The sequence below is a fragment of the Legionella sp. 16cNR16C genome (assembly GCF_021297775.1).
Classification (GTDB): domain Bacteria; phylum Pseudomonadota; class Gammaproteobacteria; order Legionellales; family Legionellaceae; genus Legionella_C; species Legionella_C quinlivanii_A.
The window spans coordinates 1,093,461-1,112,018 of sequence record NZ_JAJTMX010000003.1; the positions used below are offsets into that span (position 1 = coordinate 1,093,461).

Below are 18,558 nucleotides of genomic sequence, written 5' to 3' on the forward strand. Positions count from 1 at the left end.
GAACCACATAGGATAAACCATGACAAATTCTTCGGCAACTGTTCCCGGTACCCTTTATATTGTCGCTACACCCATTGGCAATTTACAGGATATTAGTTTGCGCGCTGTGGAAACACTTAAACAAGTCGATGGCATTCTGGCGGAAGATACGCGGCATTCGGGCCAGCTCTGTCATGCATTGGGCATTGAAAAACCACTGATTTCCCTGCATGAACATAATGAAAGCTCAAAAGCAGAGCAGGTGCTTGCCTGGCTTCAGTCGGGCAAGTCCTATGCCTTAATCAGCGATGCGGGAACACCTCTTATTAGTGATCCCGGTTTTGTTCTGGTACGCCTGCTGCGTGAACAACTGATTCCGGTCGTTCCCGTTCCCGGTTGTTGTGCCTTGATTACTGCCCTTTCTGCTTCGGGATTACCCTGCGACACCTTCAGTTTTCTGGGTTTTTTGCCCGCTAAAAGCAAAGCCAGGAAAGACAGGCTGGAAGAGATGAAAATGCGTTCTGAAACGCTGGTTGTGTATGAGTCGACTCATCGTATAATCGATAGTCTGCATGATATCGCTGAAGTTTATGGTTCTGATTACCGTCTGGTTTTAGCAAAAGAACTCACTAAAACCTATGAGCATTTTGAGCAGGGTTCTGCACAACAGATTATTGCCTGGCTACAGAGCGAGTCTGGACGCAGCAAAGGCGAATTTGTACTTTTATTTCCGCCCCTTTGGCAAGAGAAAACGACAGACGATACCCAACTGCTGGCCATTCTGCTTGAGGAACTCCCCCTAAAACAGGCGGTTAAGATTGCATCCCGTATCAGTAAAACATCAAAGAACGAGCTTTATCAATTAGCGCTTCGCTTGCAATAAGCGGCCCTGTAATATTTTTTATCACGCCGCATAATAGACTTGTTTTTTGATCAAAAAATACATATCATGTTAGATATATTTACATATCTGCACAATAATTCTGCATAAGGATTCAGAAATGGATATCCTTTTCAATGAGCCCACGTCGGCCCGCTGGTTCTTCGTCAATCCTGTTACTAATATCATCCATCTCCTGGTGCCGGCTGTCGGCGGAGAGCGGGCTGGAACTGACAACACTTGTCAGACCATGATGGCGATGAAAACTTTTTTTGGAAAAAACGCCGGGGAACATGCCGGAGCCCTTCAGGAAATGGAATTGTATCGCCGGGCCCTGCAACAGGACATTGCATCCATTAGCCCGCAAGATCAGGAACGGCGAAGTATCAGGGAGCAAAAACAATCCCGGCTTCAGCAAATTGAGAAAATTATAGCGGCATTAAGGCTAATTCAGAATACGCCTGAAATCAGCCAACTCAACCATGTGTATCCTGATTATCCTCCTTCAGTAGCCCGTTTAATGGAAGGAAGTAACGTTTACAGTATGCTGATGCCCCCGGTCACTGATGGTTATCTTTACACCAAAAACCGAGTATTCACTGTGGATAGAACGCGAAACGACCGTTTCTATGGCGCCATGATGCTCGGCTTTAATAATTTAGTTTTCGGCAGCCAATCCCCCAAGGAACAGGTAATCAGAGCTGCCGTCAGGCAACTTGAGACATTCAGAACCCAACATGGAAGGGATCCTGGCTTCCCCCAAATACAAGCAATACTTACATCGGTCATGAAAGAAAAAACCGGCCTCGATGTTGATTTTTCTTCAAGCCCGACAGGGGCTCCCATTACTCCTGAAATGCTGACAAACATTCATCTGGAAGACAATCCTAGCTTCCGGGATACTGTGGAGGCCTGGCTAGACAGTTGCGCGCTTGAACTCTGGAGCACCCTGCCAATTTCTCCCTTTCAAAGTGTTAATAATCCCAACCTGACTGCTGGTAAAAAGAAAGAAACGCTGGCGATTATGCTCCAGTTTTTGTTGGCTGAGGTAAATATATATGCCCGCAGTAAAGACTTGTCCCAACGCAATTTTGGCCAGGTTCTGGATGAAAACAGCACATTGAGAAACAGCCTGATTACCAGCGTCACCGGCACCCTGGCACAGGGCGGTAGTATTGAGCAAGCAGTCCTCGAATTCATCAATCACAACCGACAGGCGTTTGGATTAAACAGGGTACTAAATACCGCAGAGCAAAAAGAGATTGTTGATTATTTCCGCAGCGACTGGGCCACAATCAAAGATTCACCGCATTTTGATGAGTTCACTATTTGGGTGGATAAACCGGGTAAATTTGTTGTTCATCAGGGGGCTATTTGTGTGGACTTTGCGGAAGTAATCAATTCTGGCTTCAGGAATACTGTTTCTCAGGCAGATCTTGCGTATTTTGATCAGGCGCGAGCCGATTATCAGTCAGTCAATGGCAAATTAAATCATACCAATCCGAGTACATTAGCCAGTTATACTATTGACGAAACCCGCCTGCCAGGCTATTTGCTTGAGCTTATTGCCAATACCGATAATCATGAGGCGCTGTCAGCGATTCTTCTGGCAAGAACAGCAGTCAGAAATGAAGGCCAGCTTCAGCCGGGCCCCAAAGTTTTCGAAACCTTAAGTGCTGAAACCGTACAGGCACTCAAACGTTCTCCTAATTGGGCCCGTCTGCAGAATATGATCGGAAGCCATATTACTGATCCAGTGACGCAAACTGCTTTTAATGCGAAATTTCTTGGTGCCTTGCAACAGATTAATATTAGCAATGAACAGGCCCGGGCACTTTATACCGCAGTAGTCAAGAGTAGCGGCCCTCGCGCCGTTACTGGTTATGCCACTACAACCGAACTCCGTCAAATATTGACTACCTTAGGGATCGGCGATCAGATAAACATAGGGTTTAACATTCAAAACGGATTCTCGGTCACTGTGCGCGGAGAAGCCTATGATAATTTAGTTTCTATGTTGAACAATTATTCCGATAAGATTTATATCACTCCGGAAATGGCCCGCAATTTCTATCTGCAGGTGAAGGAGCGCTTTGGGGAAAACTCGTCCCAGTACCGGGAGATGCAGGCATTGAATAACGAGGGTTTACTGCCCGCTAAAATGATCAAGGCCTTGAGTTTACTGGATATTCATCTCGTTAGAAATGAACATGATGAGCCGGAAATAGATTTTCCTGCAGGGGGAGTTGACGGGTATATTCTGCAAATTGCCAATCCGCAGCGAAACTTACAGCTTATTGAAAATATTCAGCAGCAGCAAACCATCTTCCATTTGACACCTGATTTAGCAGGACTACTCTATCAAATGGTCAACAGTCTGGGACGTGGCAATGAAATCGCTTCCCTGACTAATAATCCTTCGCCTGATAAAATACGCCAGACCCTGGACATTCTGGAAATTTCGCACGGCCTGATCGGCTTTCATGGAAACAATGGCTATGATATCCATCTTTCCCCCCTTGCCAGAGAAAGGCTGCGAATGCTCGAAAGAAGCAATCCCACCCTGACTGGCGGCGGCGGCAGAGGATCAAGGGGACGAGGACAAGCTTATAGAGCAGCTACGATACCTTTACCGATGACGCCGGTAACCAATGCGCCGGTTGCACAACCCCCTGTCAATCCACCGGCAGCAAGAACAGAGCCGGTTCTGCCGCCAGCAGCAGCGCCAGCACCTGTGAATCAAATCAGCATAGAACCTGTCGCGTCTTTTCACGCAACCAACCTGCCCGCAAATGCCAGTCGAATGGATTTAAACTGTCCTGAACCTGTCTTGCAAGCATTTAGAAATCTGCTGCGCGGCGAACCCATTCTTGGCTGCAGTTTTAACAATCCTTATACCCATCAGGTAGAAACCCTGCCTAGCAATGCCGATGAGTTAACCGCAAGACATCTGCAGATTCTGGCTCGGAACGAAAGAAGCAATGTAACCGGGATCATGAATACCGGCCTTTATCAGGGAAAATTGAGTGATAACAAGATTGCCAGGCTCCGCTGCCTGGTTAAAGCGACTAATGGTGCGGGGATTGTTCAGGTTAATGCCTATGGCGGCTATCCTCACGGCAATCCCATCCACACCTACCCAAGCCCCAGACGGATGATTGTGGTGGATCAGGCCGGTTTGCAATGGCAGTCAGATTTTCGCAACACCGGCGGAATGTTTTTCTATCCTGATAATCCTGCAGATGCGCATTTACCCAATGGCTTTGCTAACTGGCAAGCCGAAAGCTTTCGCGATATGTACGGTTATCAGCGGCCAGCAGCCCCTGAGAATTATCGACAGATCAGCTGGTATGGGGTCAGTGGTAAACTTGATTTAAATCTTGTAGCTAATGCCATTTCCGCTGAATTTTTGCAGGCCTGGCATGCGGTGGTGGCACAGGGAGATGAACTAAACCAGGGTGAGCTGGTCTGTCTGAAATTTCTTAAGGCCGGTATGGGATTTTTCGCGCATGGAGTACCGGCCGCTGACAAACCTTATCTCGAACATGCCCGGCTGCAGGGAATATTGCAGGCATTGCAAACGCTTGCCGCACTTCCGGAAAACCAGCGAGCCGCGGCAATCGGTCGTATTGGCCGCCTGGAATTGCCATTTTCTGGAAATGTGCAGGGTGGTGCTGCGAATCCTCCCGGTTATCGAGACACGCTTGAGCAGATTGGCAGAGTCGTCACCCAGCTTGGATTGCAATGGGGTGGAACTCCCACTGACGATGTATTCGTAGAGCGTCAGGGCTTTATTAACGCTTGTACCAATTGCGGAGATCCGCATGCCATGATCGGTAATGAGGGTGGGCATGCCAGTGTGGATGCCGCTATGGCGTCCAATGCCAATCTCGATGGCTTGAATGCCGCCTATAACCCGCATCTGCGCTTGCGTCCCTTACCGCAAGGCCTGGCATTATCTCATGAGATAAGCCCGGAAACAGCAAGAGCACTTTATACTGCGGTAGTAAATCAAAATGGTCCGCAAGCAGTCACAGGCTATAGCAGCCAGCAAGAGCTGGAAAGAATACTTACTTTTCTGAGGTTTCCCGAAGTACACTCTATTGATAGCCTGGAAGGAAACAGATTTCGGGTGAATTTTCGTGCTCCGGCAATCGGGAGACTGCAAAATATTCTCCAAAATTATCAAAATTCCATGTATGTTAAGCCAGAGACTGCGGTCAGCTTGTATCTTGCGGTGAAAGATCGCTTTGGGGAAGGCTCGGATGAGTATCGAACTATGCAAAGCCTCAATAACCAGGGGGGCAATCCGGCAAAAATTCAGAAAGCTTTAGAACTTCTTGGCATCACAGTGGACCGAATCCGCTTTCCAGCTGGAGGGGGCAATGGCTATATTTTTGAGGCCAGCGCCGAAAATCGACAACGACTGGAAGCGATACCCCAGCAGGCTCCTGCCCCAACAGCAGCAATTCCTGCAACGACAACAACAACCACTACGACGACTACGGCTGCTACTCCAGCAACTGTAACGCCTGCAACCACTGCCAGCGTGGCCAATCAACCGACATTCTTTCAGTCAGCCCCTTCAAGCAGGCCCTCAGCCACTACAGATCAGGTATTAAGTTCCAATGTGGTTGAGTCATTAAAAGTATTCATGAAACAAGGCGCACGGCATATGCCGCGAGGAAGCTGGGCTGAAATAGGAACAGTCAATGGCAGCCCCTTTGAGATTGGGATTAACAGAGGCGGTAAATATAGCCTGGCCTCCTCTGATTATGAGTTGAGCATACTTGAAAACGGTGATCTGGAGCTTCTCAGTAAAAATCGAAGGAATGCAAACGGGCGCTGGCAAACCGTAAGCGGCCCTGAAAAAATACAAGTGCTCAATCAGTTCTTTAGAGCGCTTCCCCTCAATCAATTAGGACAGCATTTCTTGCTGGACAGCTTACAAAAGTTAAGTGCTTTAACCAGCAGAAGCAATTTTCAGAGGATGTCATTACGGGATGCCTGCGACAGAGCGAATATTTTCTACCATCAAGATATGCCAGAAAACGCGAGGCTTGATATATCACCCCGAACGAGGCAGCCTTGTATCGATATTGGTAATGAGCGCATTGAGCTGGAGCAGAGCAGACTGGATTTCGCAGTACGCTCTCTTAATACTACAGCCATTACACCATCCAGAACACAACAGGCTATAGGTCAGTTCACTGACAATTTAATGGTCTTAAGGGTAGCAATAAGCACTATTCCACCCGAGGAGGATACCCCTGCAACGAGGATAGGCAATCCTTAAGGAGAGGCTATGACATGGACCAATAGTGCTTATGAAGTCATTGAAACCATTAATGATGAATATTTTTTTGCAGGGTCAGCCTGGAATACCCAAATTGCCAAACGTTTTGTGCTAAAAACAAAGCGTTTTGGCCGGCTTATTGAGGCCTCTTATTATCTCCATCTGGATAAGGGAAAACCTTTTAATATCGCTTTTGAGCCCTCAACTTCTTTTGGCTGTTCAGTAGGCTGTTTATTTTGTGCCTCAGGAACCTTATCACCGATCAAAGCATTGACGGTCGCGGAAATTGTGGAACAGGTTAATACCTTGATTGCCATTTACCGCAGGGATTTTCCTGATTACAGAATTCGCGAAGATGTATTTTATTCAGGGATTGGCGAACCCACCTTAATGACCAATGTACTGATTGAAGCCTCCGCAAGACTTCTGGAGCAAAACCCCGATTTACAATTCAAAATGTCGACGATGGGAGCCTTACCGAGCGCATTATTACGCTGGGCGGACTCCGAACTGCCGCTTCGCTCTCTACAAGTCGGAATCCCGCATTGGAATGAAGATAAAATAAAATACCTTTATAGTAAGTGCAGCAAATATAATCTGCATGACGTTCTACAGCATGTTCAACTGTTTATGGATAAACGTCCAGATACCGCAATCAAGATCAATTATATTGTGATGGAAAATTATAATAATTCGCTTGAAGATTTAAAACGGACGGTAGAAAAAGTCATCAGTATTCTGGGACGTAATATTGAACTTAAAATTTCCTGTCTTAATCCCACTGAATTCGCTGAGCAGAATCAGCTGATTGCGGTTAAACAACAGACTTTGGAAACACTGGCTGGCGGCGTTCAATCCTTTGGCCTTAAAAAAGTCTATACCTTTGGGCCGATGAGTAAGGATAAACTCGGTTGCGGGCAACTGGCCGGCAATTATAAATTATTTAGTTAAGTATGAAAGCACAATCATTTAGTTATATTCGTGGCGAGTTAGAAACCAATACTCCCTGGTATCCCCCTGATCCTGAATTTTTAAATGCCTGGCGAGATGAATTTTTTGCGATTGAGGGTGTCGATCACTACAACTACTGGCTCTGCGGAGCAGTACTTGAATCCTGGCCGACTCAGGACGTGGATATCTTAATCACAGGTTCCGTGATTGATTACCAGCATCTTGAGCATGTGATGGTCAATGCCATGCGACTGGGATTTAAACACCGGCAGTTAATCGATATCGCCTGGAATGACTATTATAAAAAATATCTGGAGCGCGGACGCTGTGAGCGCCGCGCTATATGCTGTGATCATTATTACCAGCACGGCTGGTGTAGTCTGGAACACTGCACTGCCCAGGCGCGTCAGATTGAAACGATTGTAGTGGGTAATGAAATTATCAAAAATGGCCTGGAAATTACTCCGCCTGATCCTTATGCAGTACGACTGAGCAAATACTTGTGGAAAATTCAAATGGATAGCCCCTCCGAGAGGCAGATTCAACGAATGCTGGAAGGAAAAGTGTATACACAAAGCCCGATCATTCTACGACCGGATTTGGATTTTAAAGACTATGTTAACTGGCCATGATTTATTGTAATAAAGATAAAAATTTATTGACTCTATTTATTTAAATTTTTTTCAATTTCTGCAATAGTAGATCCCGTGTCGTTTTATTAATAAGGACTTTAATGATGACCATCACAAAAAAAATAGGGATTTCCAGTTTGCTTTTTATTATTTCCATCGCTAATGCTGCGAGTCTTGGCCACATGATTGTTAGCGATCCGGTGCTTGGCAGTCGCACCATTGTCTATGAAAAAATCAATGAATTCGCCGTGGCGGAAGGAGATATTTTACTTGCCAAAACCCGTGATTTGGATAAAGCAGGTGCAGTGTTTCGTCCCAAAATTGGCGGCAATCGCTGGGCACATGGCGTGATACCTTTTGAAATGTCAGAAGATTTGCCCTTGATGAACAAATTAGCGGTTCTACAAGCCATTGCGCACTGGCAGCAATATACGGCCCTTGAGTTTGTTGAGCTCACTTCAAAAAACCGTGCGGAATATAAAGATTATATCGCTTTTATACCGGCAGCAGGAACCACTTGTTCATCCTATGTAGGTAAAATGGGAGGCAAGCAGGAAATCAATTTATCACCGCGCTGCACTACCATGAACACGGTCCACGAAATCGGTCATGCTCTCGGTTTGTGGCATGAGCAATCAAGGGCTGATCGCGCTAATTATATTCGTATCGTCTGGGAAAATATCGATGAAGACCATCGTTATAATTTTGACCAGCAATTGACTGATGGCAAGGATTTTGGGGAATACGATTATCTGTCCATTATGCATTATGGCGCTTATGCTTTCTCAAAAAACGGCGAGAAAACGATTATTCCTTTGATGGATAATGTTGAAATTGGTCAGCGAGTTAAATTGAGCGATAAAGATATAGCCGCGGTGAAGGCAATGTATCCGGAAACATGAAGAACCAGCGGTACACAGGATTATTGCTATCAGGATGTAGGTTGGGCCCTTGGCCCAACATTGAGTTCTGGAGTGGTTCAACCCCTTGCGTGGGCCAAGAGCCCACCTACAATAATTTTCGTAACTTAATGGCAGTGGTGATGGGTAGAGCCTAGAAACAACAGCTTGTATTGGACTCAGCAGTTTCCAGATGCAGCTCATCAAGTGGCGCCTCTCTCAGATCTTTCAGCAGTTTTTCCTCTTCACTGACTTCTGGCTCAGGCAAAGCGGGCTGTTTCTGTTGATGTCTTTGATAGGCGTTCACCAGTTCATAAACAGCATAAGCAGCAATGATCACCAGGGCAGCCTGCCAGCAAATGGCTAAGGTACTAATAATCAGTGCAGGCATTACCGTATTTTTAATCATGGTGTAAATAAAGTCATGTCTGGCGTTTTGGTGTTCCTGAATCAATTTCCTGACCCGTTCATCAAGAATCAATTGATCCGACCAATAATCCTTGTCGTGCAGAGTATCGAACGGATCCTCACGATGCTGCCTGGCTAATTCGACAGCTTCCTGTAATCTTAATGTCTTTTCTCGATACTCGCCAAACGCATCGGCTGATAAATACATGCCTACTGCGACTGCGCATAAAGCGTAGGACGCCAGGATAATTCCGGGGGGCGTGAATAGCAGGGCAGCGGAAAATCCTATCACCAGCAAACTGGCCGCTGCGGCATTAAATAAGAATTTGGCATTGGCTGCTTCCCATTTTAAATCCAGCTCACGAAGCTGGGCACGGACCGCTTCATGACGTGCTTTCAACTGCCGGCTTTCTTTATCATCGACATCGCCTTTTCTCTGCAAATGATGTTCAATGTCAGCTAACTCCTGCACATACTGCTTACGCTTTATATCGTATTCCCGATGGGCAAGAAAGCGGCGCCACATAATCATGGCCACGTCGAAGACCAGAAAACCGGCGGTGATCCAGCCGGCAGCCGGGGCGGAGATATGGAAAAAGCTGTTATAATTGGTAATACCGTTTACGGTAGCCCAGACAATGTCATTTAAAAAATTGCAATGACGTTTGTACAGTTCATCCATGAACCTCTCGGTTCTGGTTCTTGATTTTTCTTCTTCCGTGGGGAAGAAAGTATGTTTAATTAAAGCCAGCGAATCCAGCATAAAACGTGAAGCAAAAAAACCGACGCTCAATGCACGAAAAATTGAGTTGGGTAATTCAAAAGTATGAATTATTTTTTCGGCATCAATATGATGGCCTACCAGTTTATCGAGTTTTTCAAGTACATGGGTATCACGAGCCAATCGCAAACCACTACTTAGAGTCATGCGACAAAATGCCCAATAAAGACGGCAAACGTTCAGGTAAGCAATTTTGTTACGTAACAAGGATAAATGAAAAGGCGTTTCTGCCAGATCAAGCAAACCTTCCTTAATCTTTTTGAGTAGATGTGCCAAAAATGACTCACGCGCTTTTAGCGTTTCTACATTGTTTTTCTCAATCCGATTTTTGATTTGTTGGCGAAGTAATGCATACAGCTCAGCCTTGTTTTTCAGATCCTTATCTCGGTCGCGATAATACTGATGGTAGGCATTAGCCTTATAGACCTCCTCGAGCATTAAACAGCAGAGATAAGCCCATATCCATATTTCAACATTGTCCTGCTGCCTTGCGAGCTTTTTATCCATGCTGCCGAGAATGTCATAGAGATCCTGCTCTATCAGTGTTTTGTTGGGAGCAATGGAGCGAAAGTTGAGAATATCTTCATACTCATCGTCTTCCAGTTCGGTGCTTTCGTTTTTATGATGATGACGCATATACTCTTCCACTGCAGTGGTCGTTTGCAGTTGTTTCTCAAAAAATCGTTCTTTTTGATTCAGGAAATTTGTATATGCCGTGTCAACCATAGTTCAATCCATAAAATGCGCAGTAAGCCGAATTTATAACTTATCATGGCTAAAGCCAAGAAACAAGACTTTCTGTATTTTATTTTTTCAATCTGCCGATAGAAAAACAATTGATATTTTACGGATTAACTCAGCTTGCTTCGAGAATTGCCGCAACCCCCATACCCCCAGCGGTACAGATTGAAATTAAACCGCGGCCACTGCCTTTTTGATGCAGCATCTTGGCAAGACTGGCTAATATCCGGGTTCCTGTTGCCGCAAATGGATGGCCTAAAGCAACGCTGCCCCCCTTAATATTCAACAGTGAGCGATCAATCGAACCCATTGGACTGTTTCTGGATAAAACCCGTTTGCAATACTCCGCAGATTCCCAGGCTTTCAAAGTACAAAGAACTTGCCCGGCGAATGCCTCATGTATTTCATAAAAGTCAAAGCTCTGAAGCGTTAAACGATTGCGTTTCAATAACTCACTCACCGCAATGGTAGGCGCCATGAGTAAGCCTTCACCGGCAACAAAATTGACCGCAGCAACCTCAGCATCCACAAATCGAGCCAGTATGGGTTGATGCTGCTCTTTGGCGCGGCTTTCAGAAAGCAGGTAAACAGCAGAAGATCCATCCGTAAGCGGGGTGCTGTTTCCGGCAGTGAGACTGCCCTTTCCACTGGTCGTATCAAAAACCGGCTTTAATCTGGCTAACGTTTCCAAAGACGCATTACTTCGTAAAATACCGTCTTTTTTTAATCCCATATATTCTAAAACCAAATCATCATAAAATCCTTCCTCATAAGCCTTTGCACCATGCTGATGACTTAACAGGGTCAACTCATCCTGCGCTTCCCTGCTAATCTGCCATTCCTTGACCATTTTTTCAGTGTGCTGTCCCATTGATAGCCCTGTTCTTGGTTCGACAACCCCCGGATATTGAGGACTTAAATCAGAAGGCCTGAACGTCAGCAAAGCTTTAAGCTTCGAAGAAAAATCCTTCGCCTGTTTAAGCTGCGTTAGTTTCAAACTAAATGAGCGCGGAAGCATCACCGGAAAATCGCTGTTGGTGTCGACACCGCCGGCAATTCCATCTTCTATCTGATAGTTGGCAATTTTGAGAGCAATCTGTAGACTGGCTTCCAGACTGGTACCGCAGGCGCGTTGCAAGGTATAGCCCGGTGTTGCCGGATTTAAACTGGTTCCGAGCACACATTCTCGTGATAAATTCCAGTTAAAAGGACTGGTAATCACCGCTCCAAGAGCTACATCACCAACCAGTTGATTTTCCAGTTTGAATTTTTTTACCAATGCCTGAAGAGAGGCAATCATAAGATCCTGAGTGCTTATGTCACTATAACTTCCCATTGATTTTACGAAAGGGGTACGAATACCCCCTGCAATATAGACCGGCCGAGTTTTCATTACGCATCCTTATTACTCTTTATTACTATAGTTTAGCCGGCTTAGGAGAAGTAAGAACAATCGTATTTTATTTGCCAATACAAAAACTGGAAAATATTTTTCCTAGCAAATCATCGGAACTGAACTCACCGGTAATTTCGCATAACTGCAGATGAGCCAGCCGCAAATCTTCTGCCAGCAGTTCACCTGCTTTGATATTGACTAATTGATCCAGGCCTTTGATTAGGAATTGATGAGCTTGTTCGAGCGCTTGCAAGTGTCTCCTGCGGGCGATGAATTGGCCTTCAGATGCCTGATAGCCGACAATAGTTTTTATTTTTGTTTTTAATGCCTCTATCCCTTGCCCTGATTTCGCTGAAATGTAGATTGCATCTTTGTCAGGTAAAGCGGAAGGATTGAGGTCAATTTTATTAAACACTTTTACCAGAGGAACCGCCTGCGGAAGATTAGCGCTGACTTCATCACTAATAGTACAGTCTGCATGATCAGTGGATATATCCATGATCATTAGTACACAATCAGCCTGTCTAACTGCCTGCCAGGCGCGCTTTATTCCTTCCTGCTCCACGATATCTTCACTTTCACGAAGACCGGCAGTATCGATAAAATGTACAGGCAAGTCATCCAGCAATACTTCTTCTCGCATGATGTCACGGGTGGTACCAGCAATATCAGTGACGATTGCCACTTCCCGTCCAGCTAAATGATTTATTAATGTTGACTTACCGGCGTTGGGCTTGCCAACTATAACGATTGAAAGGCCCTCTCTTAAAAGAGCCCCCTGATTGGCATTGGCACGCAGGGATTGTAATTCAGCAAGAATAGATTGCAATTTTTGTAAAATTTTTCCGTCACTGAGAAAATCCACTTCTTCTTCGGGAAAATCAATTGCAGCTTCGACATACATCCTTAAATGAATAATCTGCTCGTTTAATGCATGAATTTTTTTAGAAAACTCACCCTGAAGAGAGCGAACTGCCATCCTCGCAGCAGTTAGTGTACTGGCATGAATCAGATCAGCAATTGCTTCCGCCTGAGTCAAATCAATTTTATCATTTAAAAAAGCCCGTTCGGAAAATTCACCCGGGCGTGCAAGTCTTGCACCGCAGGCAAGGCATTCATTTACCAGATAATCCAGAATTACTGGAGAACCATGTCCCTGAAATTCAACGACTTCTTCACCGGTAAAAGAATGAGGGTTTTTAAAATAAAGAATCAGTCCCTGGTCGATTATTTCCTGATCTAGATTATAGAAGCTGGTGTAAATAGCCTGGCGCGGGATTAATTGTTTTTGACCGCTTAGCTTAAGTCCAATTTCATAAGCCAGAGGCCCAGAAACTCGAACAATACCCACTCCTCCGCGACCAGGAGGAGTGGCTATCGCAACTATGCTGTCATTATTCATTTACTTGACGGTAACCATTTTTTTATTGACCGGTTTATCATCACTGTACTTACGGGTGATATACCATTGCTGCAAAATTGACAGTGTATTATTCACAATCCAGTATAAAACCAGACCAGCAGGAAAACTCCAGAACAGCGCGGTAAATAATACTGGTAAAAACATCATCACTTTGGCCTGGGTCGGATCGGGAGGAGCAGGGTTGAGTCTTTGCTGAATCAGCATGGTAGCTCCCATAATTATGGGCAGCACATGGTAGGGATCAGCCGCTGACAAGTCCTTGATCCAGAACATAAAGGGAGCCTGGCGTAATTCAACGCTTTCAAGCAATACCCAGTATAGAGCGATAAAGACAGGAATCTGGACCAGGATAGGTAAGCAACCTCCTAAAGGATTCACCTGTTCCCCACGATAAAGCTCCATCGTAGCCTGGCTTAATTTGGCTTTATCATCGCCATATCGTTCACGCAAAGCCTGTAATTTAGGCTGAAGTTTGCGCATACCAGCCATCGATTTGTAACTGCTTGCTGACAATCGGTAAAAAGCCAGCTTGATTAGTACTGTAACCAGTACAATAGACCATCCCCAATTGCCTAGCACCGAATGAATAGCCTTCATTATGGAAAACAGGATAGAGGATAAAAACCATAACCAGCCATAGTCCACTGTCAGCTCAAGCCCAGGTGCTATTCCCTGGAGTACCTCAGTATTTTCGGGGCCAACGTATAAGCCCGCGGCTATATTCTCTGACTCACCAGGATTCACCTGTATTGCCGGACTTACTGAACCAATTGTGTAATCTCCCGCTGAAGCACGGGTGTAAATTGTATTTTTAGCTTCTTTAGCCGGAATCCAGGAGCTTAAAAAATAATGCTGCTGCATAGCAATCCAGCCGCCATCAGCCTGGGCATTTAAATTATTCTTGTCCATATCCTTGAAGCTGACTTTCTTATATTTCGACTGTCCGGGTATAGAATAGGAGGCGCCTGTGTATGAACCGACATGAAACATGCTGGATTTATCTTCTTCAGGAGTTGAGCGCAGCAACTGCGTGTTCATATAGCCTTTCCAGGGTTCATTCCCCTGATTGCTGATAACATAGGCAACGTTAATCAGATAACTACCCCGAGTGAAAGTAAATGTTTTTTTCACTTTCAAACCATTAGTGGTTTCACCTTCCAGTGTGACTACTAAACTGTTTTGCCCAGGTTCCATCTGATAATTATTACTGGCGGTCGTGTAATTCAAATCGAGAGTATCGATCTGTTTGCCGTCATGAATAAACAAGCTGCTGTTCGCAACATACTGCTGGTCGGGTTGCTCGTTCAGAATGGTGATCGGCTTATCCTGCTCGGAAACACTGACTGGGTAATTCAGCAAATTAGCACGGACGACATCTCCTTGCCGGGTATCAATCATCATGTTAAACACATCGGTTTTTACATGGATTACTTGCCCGGTTTTCTCATTAGCAGAGGAAACGCCTTGTTCTTTAATTGCTGAACCGGAAGTATTACTTTCAGTTCCCGGTATATTGGGCAGCAGTTTATTGCCGCTGGATGTGGATGTATTGGCAGCGCTTAGAGGTTGCGGTGCAGGATAGTCCATTTGCCAATTGGTCCATAAGGTATAAATTATCAGCGCTAGGGCTGCGTATAACACGACTCGTCGGGTATCCATTAAGGTTTCTCTTCTTTCGGTAATACAGGATCAAATCCTCCATCAGCCCAAGGATGGCAGCGTAACAAGCGGCCTATGGCGAACCATATTCCTTTGCAAATGCCAAATTGTTGAATTGCTGAGAGGGCATAGTCAGAACAGCTCGGATAAAACCGGCAGCATGGGCGCATAACAGGTCGAATGAGCAATTGATACAGCTTGATTGGTATTCCAGCTAACTGGCGTAAAATTTGGTTAGTTTTTCCCATGCTGAACCCAGTTTTGTACAAATTGACTCATTGCTTGAATTAATTACACCAGGACGCGCCAAAATTACAATATCCACAGCTGGCAGGCTGCTGTGCCTGAAACTTTCGCGTAACAGGCGCTTCAGGCGATTTCGATGGCAGGCTTGCGGTACTGCTTTTTTTGATAGGGCAAACCCAATCCGTGCAGACTGCTCAGAATTTTTGCAATGAAGTATTACAAAATCCGATGTTACAGTCTTGTTAGCCTGACTAAACACGCGATTAAACTCTTTTTTGTTGGTTAACCGGCGTGCTCTGGTGAATCGATACACTTAGGCAGATAAACGTTTACGTCCTTTGGCTCGACGGCGCTTTAATACCAGACGACCACCTCGAGTTGACATGCGTTGACGAAAACCGTGATCACGCTTGCGTTTCAAATTACTGGGTTGAAAAGTTCTTTTCATAATAAACCGGATCTTTAGGATTTAGAGGTGGGCAATGATAGTGGACTTTAATTATTCTGTCAAATCCCTGTTTTGCTTGTGGTCGGCTATAAATAATAAAAAAATTATATAGTTTATCTTTTGTGTTTATTATATAGAGACACTAGATCTGTTGATAACTTAATAAAATTAAATAAAATCATATGTTTAATTAAGGATCTATCTTGTTTATAAACCTTGATCTTCACAGGAATGCTTTGTTGGTATATTAGTGACATCAGTTTTCAGGCTCATTTCATTCAACTTTATACACAGATTTTATAGCCCCATATATACAAACTATTATTATTATCGTACAGTCATTCAAAGTTCGCTGTTTTATGTTCATTTATGAGTATTAAAATAAGAGATGCTGAGATAAACGACATTGATGCCATTTTGTCGCTTCTTAAAGAGTTAGCTGTTTTTGAAGAAAAACTACCCCAGAACAATGGTCTGACTCGTGAAAAGCTGGTAGCTCATGTCTTTGAAAAGCAGTATATTTCGCTATTGGTGGCTGAGGAAAACAATGCCGTCGCCGGTCTGGCCATATATCATTATACTTATTCCGTTTCGGTTGGGGCGCGGGCTCTATATCTAGAGGATCTGTTTATTTCAGAAGAGCATCGACATCATCGACTTGGCACCCTTCTTTTATCCAGGCTTGCTCAAATTGCGCTGGATAATGAATGTTGTCGCCTGGAATGGCACACCTTTTCCTGGAATGAACAGGCAGTAAATTTTTATACCAGCCTGAATTGTGTTTTTCGACCCGATTCAATTCCAGTACGATTACAAGGAGAGCCGCTTGTCGAATTAGCTAAATTTTTTGAGAACTGACTTGTTCTAACGGCGAATTATTGTGTGGAATATATTTAAGCTGTTCTCAATATGTACTGAGGAGCGAGGGTACCTGAATTGACTTGTTAGGTGGTATAAGAAGTACATGGCAGTACTGATTTTAGATTAAGCCGATTAGAATGCTATCTCTTGGCTTCAATAAAATTTGCTTAATTTTTGTGGATAAGCCTGTTTTTTTCATTATCTACAGGTATAATTGGTTCCCCAATATTTTTTTTACTATTCAACGCAAGCTATTTATAAGCTTTTTCGTTGGTATTTATATTTCTGATAAATGTCGTCCCCCTTTGGGTGATTGCCATTACGTTAAGAAAATGTCGTGATTCCCGCACAGGCGGGAAACCATTTCTCAGTTGGCATTATAGCGAGCTCAGAGATGGATCCCCGCCTGCGCGGGGAGGACTGTTATACAATTGAGCTTAACTTAATGGCAGTGAGCATTTGGGTGACTTGCCACAAGCAGGATGGATCTAATGGCAGTACTACGTTGATTCATTGCAAAGTGTTGCAATGTAATTTGTTATGAGGAGTGTTCTGTGTCCGTATCACTTTGGCAGAGATGCGCTAAGCTTTTAGAAGAAGAGTATCCGCCGCTGCTATTCAATACATGGCTACGTCCGTTACAAGCTAAATATCAGGACAACCATTTAGTTTTACTAGCCCCTAACAAATTTATCGTTGAATGGATTAAACAGAATTTTTTTACTCGTATTCGTGAACTGGTTATGCAGTTGGCTGGCGATCAGGTTTCTTCAGTGACTATTGCTATTGGAAGTAGTGAGCCTGTTATTACCCCCGCAACAGCTCAGGCAGCGCCAGGGATTGACTCCAATATTTCTTCCCCCAGCAGCAATGAAGAAAGCAAGCAGGTATATGTAAAAACTGCCACTAAAAAAACGGCTGATTATAAGAACAGCTATTTGAATAAAAAGTTTCATTTTGGAAGCTTTGTTGAAGGTAATTCCAACCAATTGGCAAGAGCGGCTTCATTGCAGGTCGCCGAGCGTCCGGGTGACGCTTATAATCCGCTGTTTATTTATGGCGGCGTTGGTTTGGGTAAAACGCATTTAATGCATGCTATTGGCAATATGATTCTGAAAAATAATCCTGAAGCCAAGGTGCTTTATCTGCATTCCGAACGCTTTGTGGCCGATATGGTTAAAGCCTTGCAGACTAATTCCATTAACGAGTTCAAACGATTTTATCGTTCCTTAAATGCATTGCTTATCGATGATATCCAGTTTTTTGCAGGTAAAGACCGTTCACAGGAAGAGTTTTTCCATACATTCAATGCCTTACTTGAAGGCCAGCAGCAAATTATCCTTACCAGTGATCGCTATCCCAAAGAAATCGAGGGAATGGAAGAGCGTTTAAAGTCTCGTTTTGGCTGGGGATTGACTGTGGCTGTTGAACCTCCGGAGCTAGAGACACGGGTTGCTATTTTAATGAGCAAAGCAGAGCAATCCAGTATTGAGCTTCCCTATGAGGTTGCTTTTTTTATTGCCAAGCGAATCCGCTCCAATGTCAGGGAGTTAGAAGGAGCCTTGCGGCGAGTTATCGCTAATGCTCATTTCACAGGCAAACCTATTACCATCGATTTTGTTCATGAAGCCTTGCGTGATCTGCTAGCCCTGCAGGATAAGCTCGTAACTATTGAGAATATCCAGAAAACAGTCGCTGAGTATTACAAAGTAAAAGTAGCGGATCTGCTTTCCAAGCGTCGAAGCCGCTCTATTGCACGACCTCGGCAAATGGCGATGGCATTAGCGAAAGAATTGACCAATCATAGCTTACCTGAAATTGGTGATCATTTTGGCGGTCGTGATCATACGACCGTACTGCATGCATGCCGAAAAGTGAAAGAACTTTTGCAAGATGAGAGCAGTTTTGCAGAGGATTATAAAAACCTTATGCGTATATTGTCTTCTTAAGGAAAAAAG

At 44.5% G+C, this 18,558-nt stretch carries 14 protein-coding genes; 7 read left to right on the plus strand and 7 right to left on the minus strand.

What is annotated here, in order from left to right; all coding sequences use genetic code 11:
• Positions 1-19 precede the first annotated feature (19 nt).
• The 5 genes from rsmI (at position 20) to legP (ending at position 8,640) form a co-directional block, all read left to right on the plus strand.
• Entirely contained in the window at positions 20-862 is an 843-nt protein-coding gene (gene rsmI / locus LXA66_RS15000; RefSeq protein WP_233013789.1) for a 16S rRNA (cytidine(1402)-2'-O)-methyltransferase, read from the plus strand.
• A gap of 118 nt (positions 863-980) precedes the next feature.
• Positions 981-6,155 (plus strand): hypothetical protein, encoded by a 5,175-nt coding sequence (locus LXA66_RS15005; protein ID WP_233013790.1) that lies wholly within the window; start codon positions 981-983, stop codon positions 6,153-6,155.
• A gap of 9 nt (positions 6,156-6,164) precedes the next feature.
• Positions 6,165-7,106 carry a radical SAM protein gene (locus LXA66_RS15010; RefSeq protein WP_233013791.1) on the plus strand — a complete coding sequence of 314 codons (942 nt, stop codon included), beginning with the start codon at positions 6,165-6,167 and terminating at the stop codon, positions 7,104-7,106.
• A gap of 2 nt (positions 7,107-7,108) precedes the next feature.
• On the plus strand, positions 7,109-7,738 hold the full coding sequence (locus tag LXA66_RS15015) for a hypothetical protein (protein WP_133139448.1): 630 nt from the start codon (positions 7,109-7,111) through the stop codon (positions 7,736-7,738).
• 101 nt (positions 7,739-7,839) lie between these two features.
• Positions 7,840-8,640 (plus strand): Dot/Icm T4SS effector Zinc-dependent metalloprotease LegP, encoded by an 801-nt coding sequence (gene legP, locus LXA66_RS15020; protein WP_233013792.1) that lies wholly within the window; start codon positions 7,840-7,842, stop codon positions 8,638-8,640.
• A gap of 151 nt (positions 8,641-8,791) precedes the next feature.
• Here legP and LXA66_RS15025 read toward each other — a convergent pair whose 3' ends face one another.
• The 7 genes from LXA66_RS15025 to rpmH all read right to left on the minus strand — a co-directional run bounded on the left by LXA66_RS15025 (position 8,792) and on the right by rpmH (position 15,739).
• Positions 8,792-10,552 carry a hypothetical protein gene (locus tag LXA66_RS15025; protein WP_233013793.1) on the minus strand — a complete coding sequence of 587 codons (1,761 nt, stop codon included), beginning with the start codon at positions 10,550-10,552 and terminating at the stop codon, positions 8,792-8,794.
• A gap of 130 nt (positions 10,553-10,682) precedes the next feature.
• Entirely contained in the window at positions 10,683-11,960 is a 1,278-nt protein-coding gene (locus tag LXA66_RS15030) for an acetyl-CoA C-acetyltransferase (RefSeq protein WP_233013794.1), read from the minus strand.
• A gap of 67 nt (positions 11,961-12,027) precedes the next feature.
• Positions 12,028-13,365, minus strand: a complete 1,338-nt coding sequence (gene mnmE / locus LXA66_RS15035; protein ID WP_233013795.1) for a tRNA uridine-5-carboxymethylaminomethyl(34) synthesis GTPase MnmE — start codon at positions 13,363-13,365, stop codon at positions 12,028-12,030.
• Complete coding sequence (gene yidC, locus LXA66_RS15040; protein ID WP_233013796.1) at positions 13,366-15,045, minus strand: membrane protein insertase YidC; 1,680 nt, start codon at positions 15,043-15,045, stop codon at positions 13,366-13,368. It lies immediately after the preceding gene.
• Positions 15,045-15,293 carry a membrane protein insertion efficiency factor YidD gene (gene yidD, locus LXA66_RS15045; RefSeq protein ID WP_112218790.1) on the minus strand — a complete coding sequence of 83 codons (249 nt, stop codon included), beginning with the start codon at positions 15,291-15,293 and terminating at the stop codon, positions 15,045-15,047. Before yidD ends, yidC begins: the two co-directional genes overlap by 1 nt.
• Positions 15,260-15,604, minus strand: coding sequence for a ribonuclease P protein component (gene rnpA, locus LXA66_RS15050; protein WP_233013797.1), 345 nt, complete (start codon positions 15,602-15,604; stop codon positions 15,260-15,262). Before rnpA ends, yidD begins: the two co-directional genes overlap by 34 nt.
• Positions 15,605-15,739: a 50S ribosomal protein L34 gene (rpmH, locus tag LXA66_RS15055; RefSeq protein WP_028372496.1), complete on the minus strand. Its 135-nt coding sequence runs from the start codon at positions 15,737-15,739 to the stop codon at positions 15,605-15,607.
• 369 nt (positions 15,740-16,108) lie between these two features.
• On the opposite strand from rpmH, the gene LXA66_RS15060 reads away from it, so the two are divergent.
• Both LXA66_RS15060 and dnaA read left to right on the plus strand, forming a co-directional pair.
• Positions 16,109-16,597 (plus strand): GNAT family N-acetyltransferase, encoded by a 489-nt coding sequence (locus LXA66_RS15060; RefSeq protein WP_233013798.1) that lies wholly within the window; start codon positions 16,109-16,111, stop codon positions 16,595-16,597.
• Positions 16,598-17,154: 557 nt separating this feature from the next.
• Positions 17,155-18,549 carry a chromosomal replication initiator protein DnaA gene (gene dnaA, locus LXA66_RS15065; protein WP_233013799.1) on the plus strand — a complete coding sequence of 465 codons (1,395 nt, stop codon included), beginning with the start codon at positions 17,155-17,157 and terminating at the stop codon, positions 18,547-18,549.
• Positions 18,550-18,558 lie beyond the last annotated feature (9 nt).

Coding starts and splice junctions, on each gene's coding strand:
- mnmE (WP_233013795.1), bottom strand. CDS start 13,365: ATGAATAATGACAGCATAGTTGCGATAGCCACTCCTCCTGGTCGCGGA.
- rsmI (WP_233013789.1), top strand. CDS start 20: ATGACAAATTCTTCGGCAACTGTTCCCGGTACCCTTTATATTGTCGCT.
- yidD (WP_112218790.1), bottom strand. CDS start 15,293: ATGGGAAAAACTAACCAAATTTTACGCCAGTTAGCTGGAATACCAATC.
- yidC (WP_233013796.1), bottom strand. CDS start 15,045: ATGGATACCCGACGAGTCGTGTTATACGCAGCCCTAGCGCTGATAATT.
- LXA66_RS15025 (WP_233013793.1), bottom strand. CDS start 10,552: ATGGTTGACACGGCATATACAAATTTCCTGAATCAAAAAGAACGATTT.
- LXA66_RS15030 (WP_233013794.1), bottom strand. CDS start 11,960: ATGAAAACTCGGCCGGTCTATATTGCAGGGGGTATTCGTACCCCTTTC.
- LXA66_RS15015 (WP_133139448.1), top strand. CDS start 7,109: ATGAAAGCACAATCATTTAGTTATATTCGTGGCGAGTTAGAAACCAAT.
- LXA66_RS15010 (WP_233013791.1), top strand. CDS start 6,165: ATGACATGGACCAATAGTGCTTATGAAGTCATTGAAACCATTAATGAT.
- legP (WP_233013792.1), top strand. CDS start 7,840: ATGATGACCATCACAAAAAAAATAGGGATTTCCAGTTTGCTTTTTATT.
- LXA66_RS15060 (WP_233013798.1), top strand. CDS start 16,109: ATGAGTATTAAAATAAGAGATGCTGAGATAAACGACATTGATGCCATT.
- LXA66_RS15005 (WP_233013790.1), top strand. CDS start 981: ATGGATATCCTTTTCAATGAGCCCACGTCGGCCCGCTGGTTCTTCGTC.
- rpmH (WP_028372496.1), bottom strand. CDS start 15,739: ATGAAAAGAACTTTTCAACCCAGTAATTTGAAACGCAAGCGTGATCAC.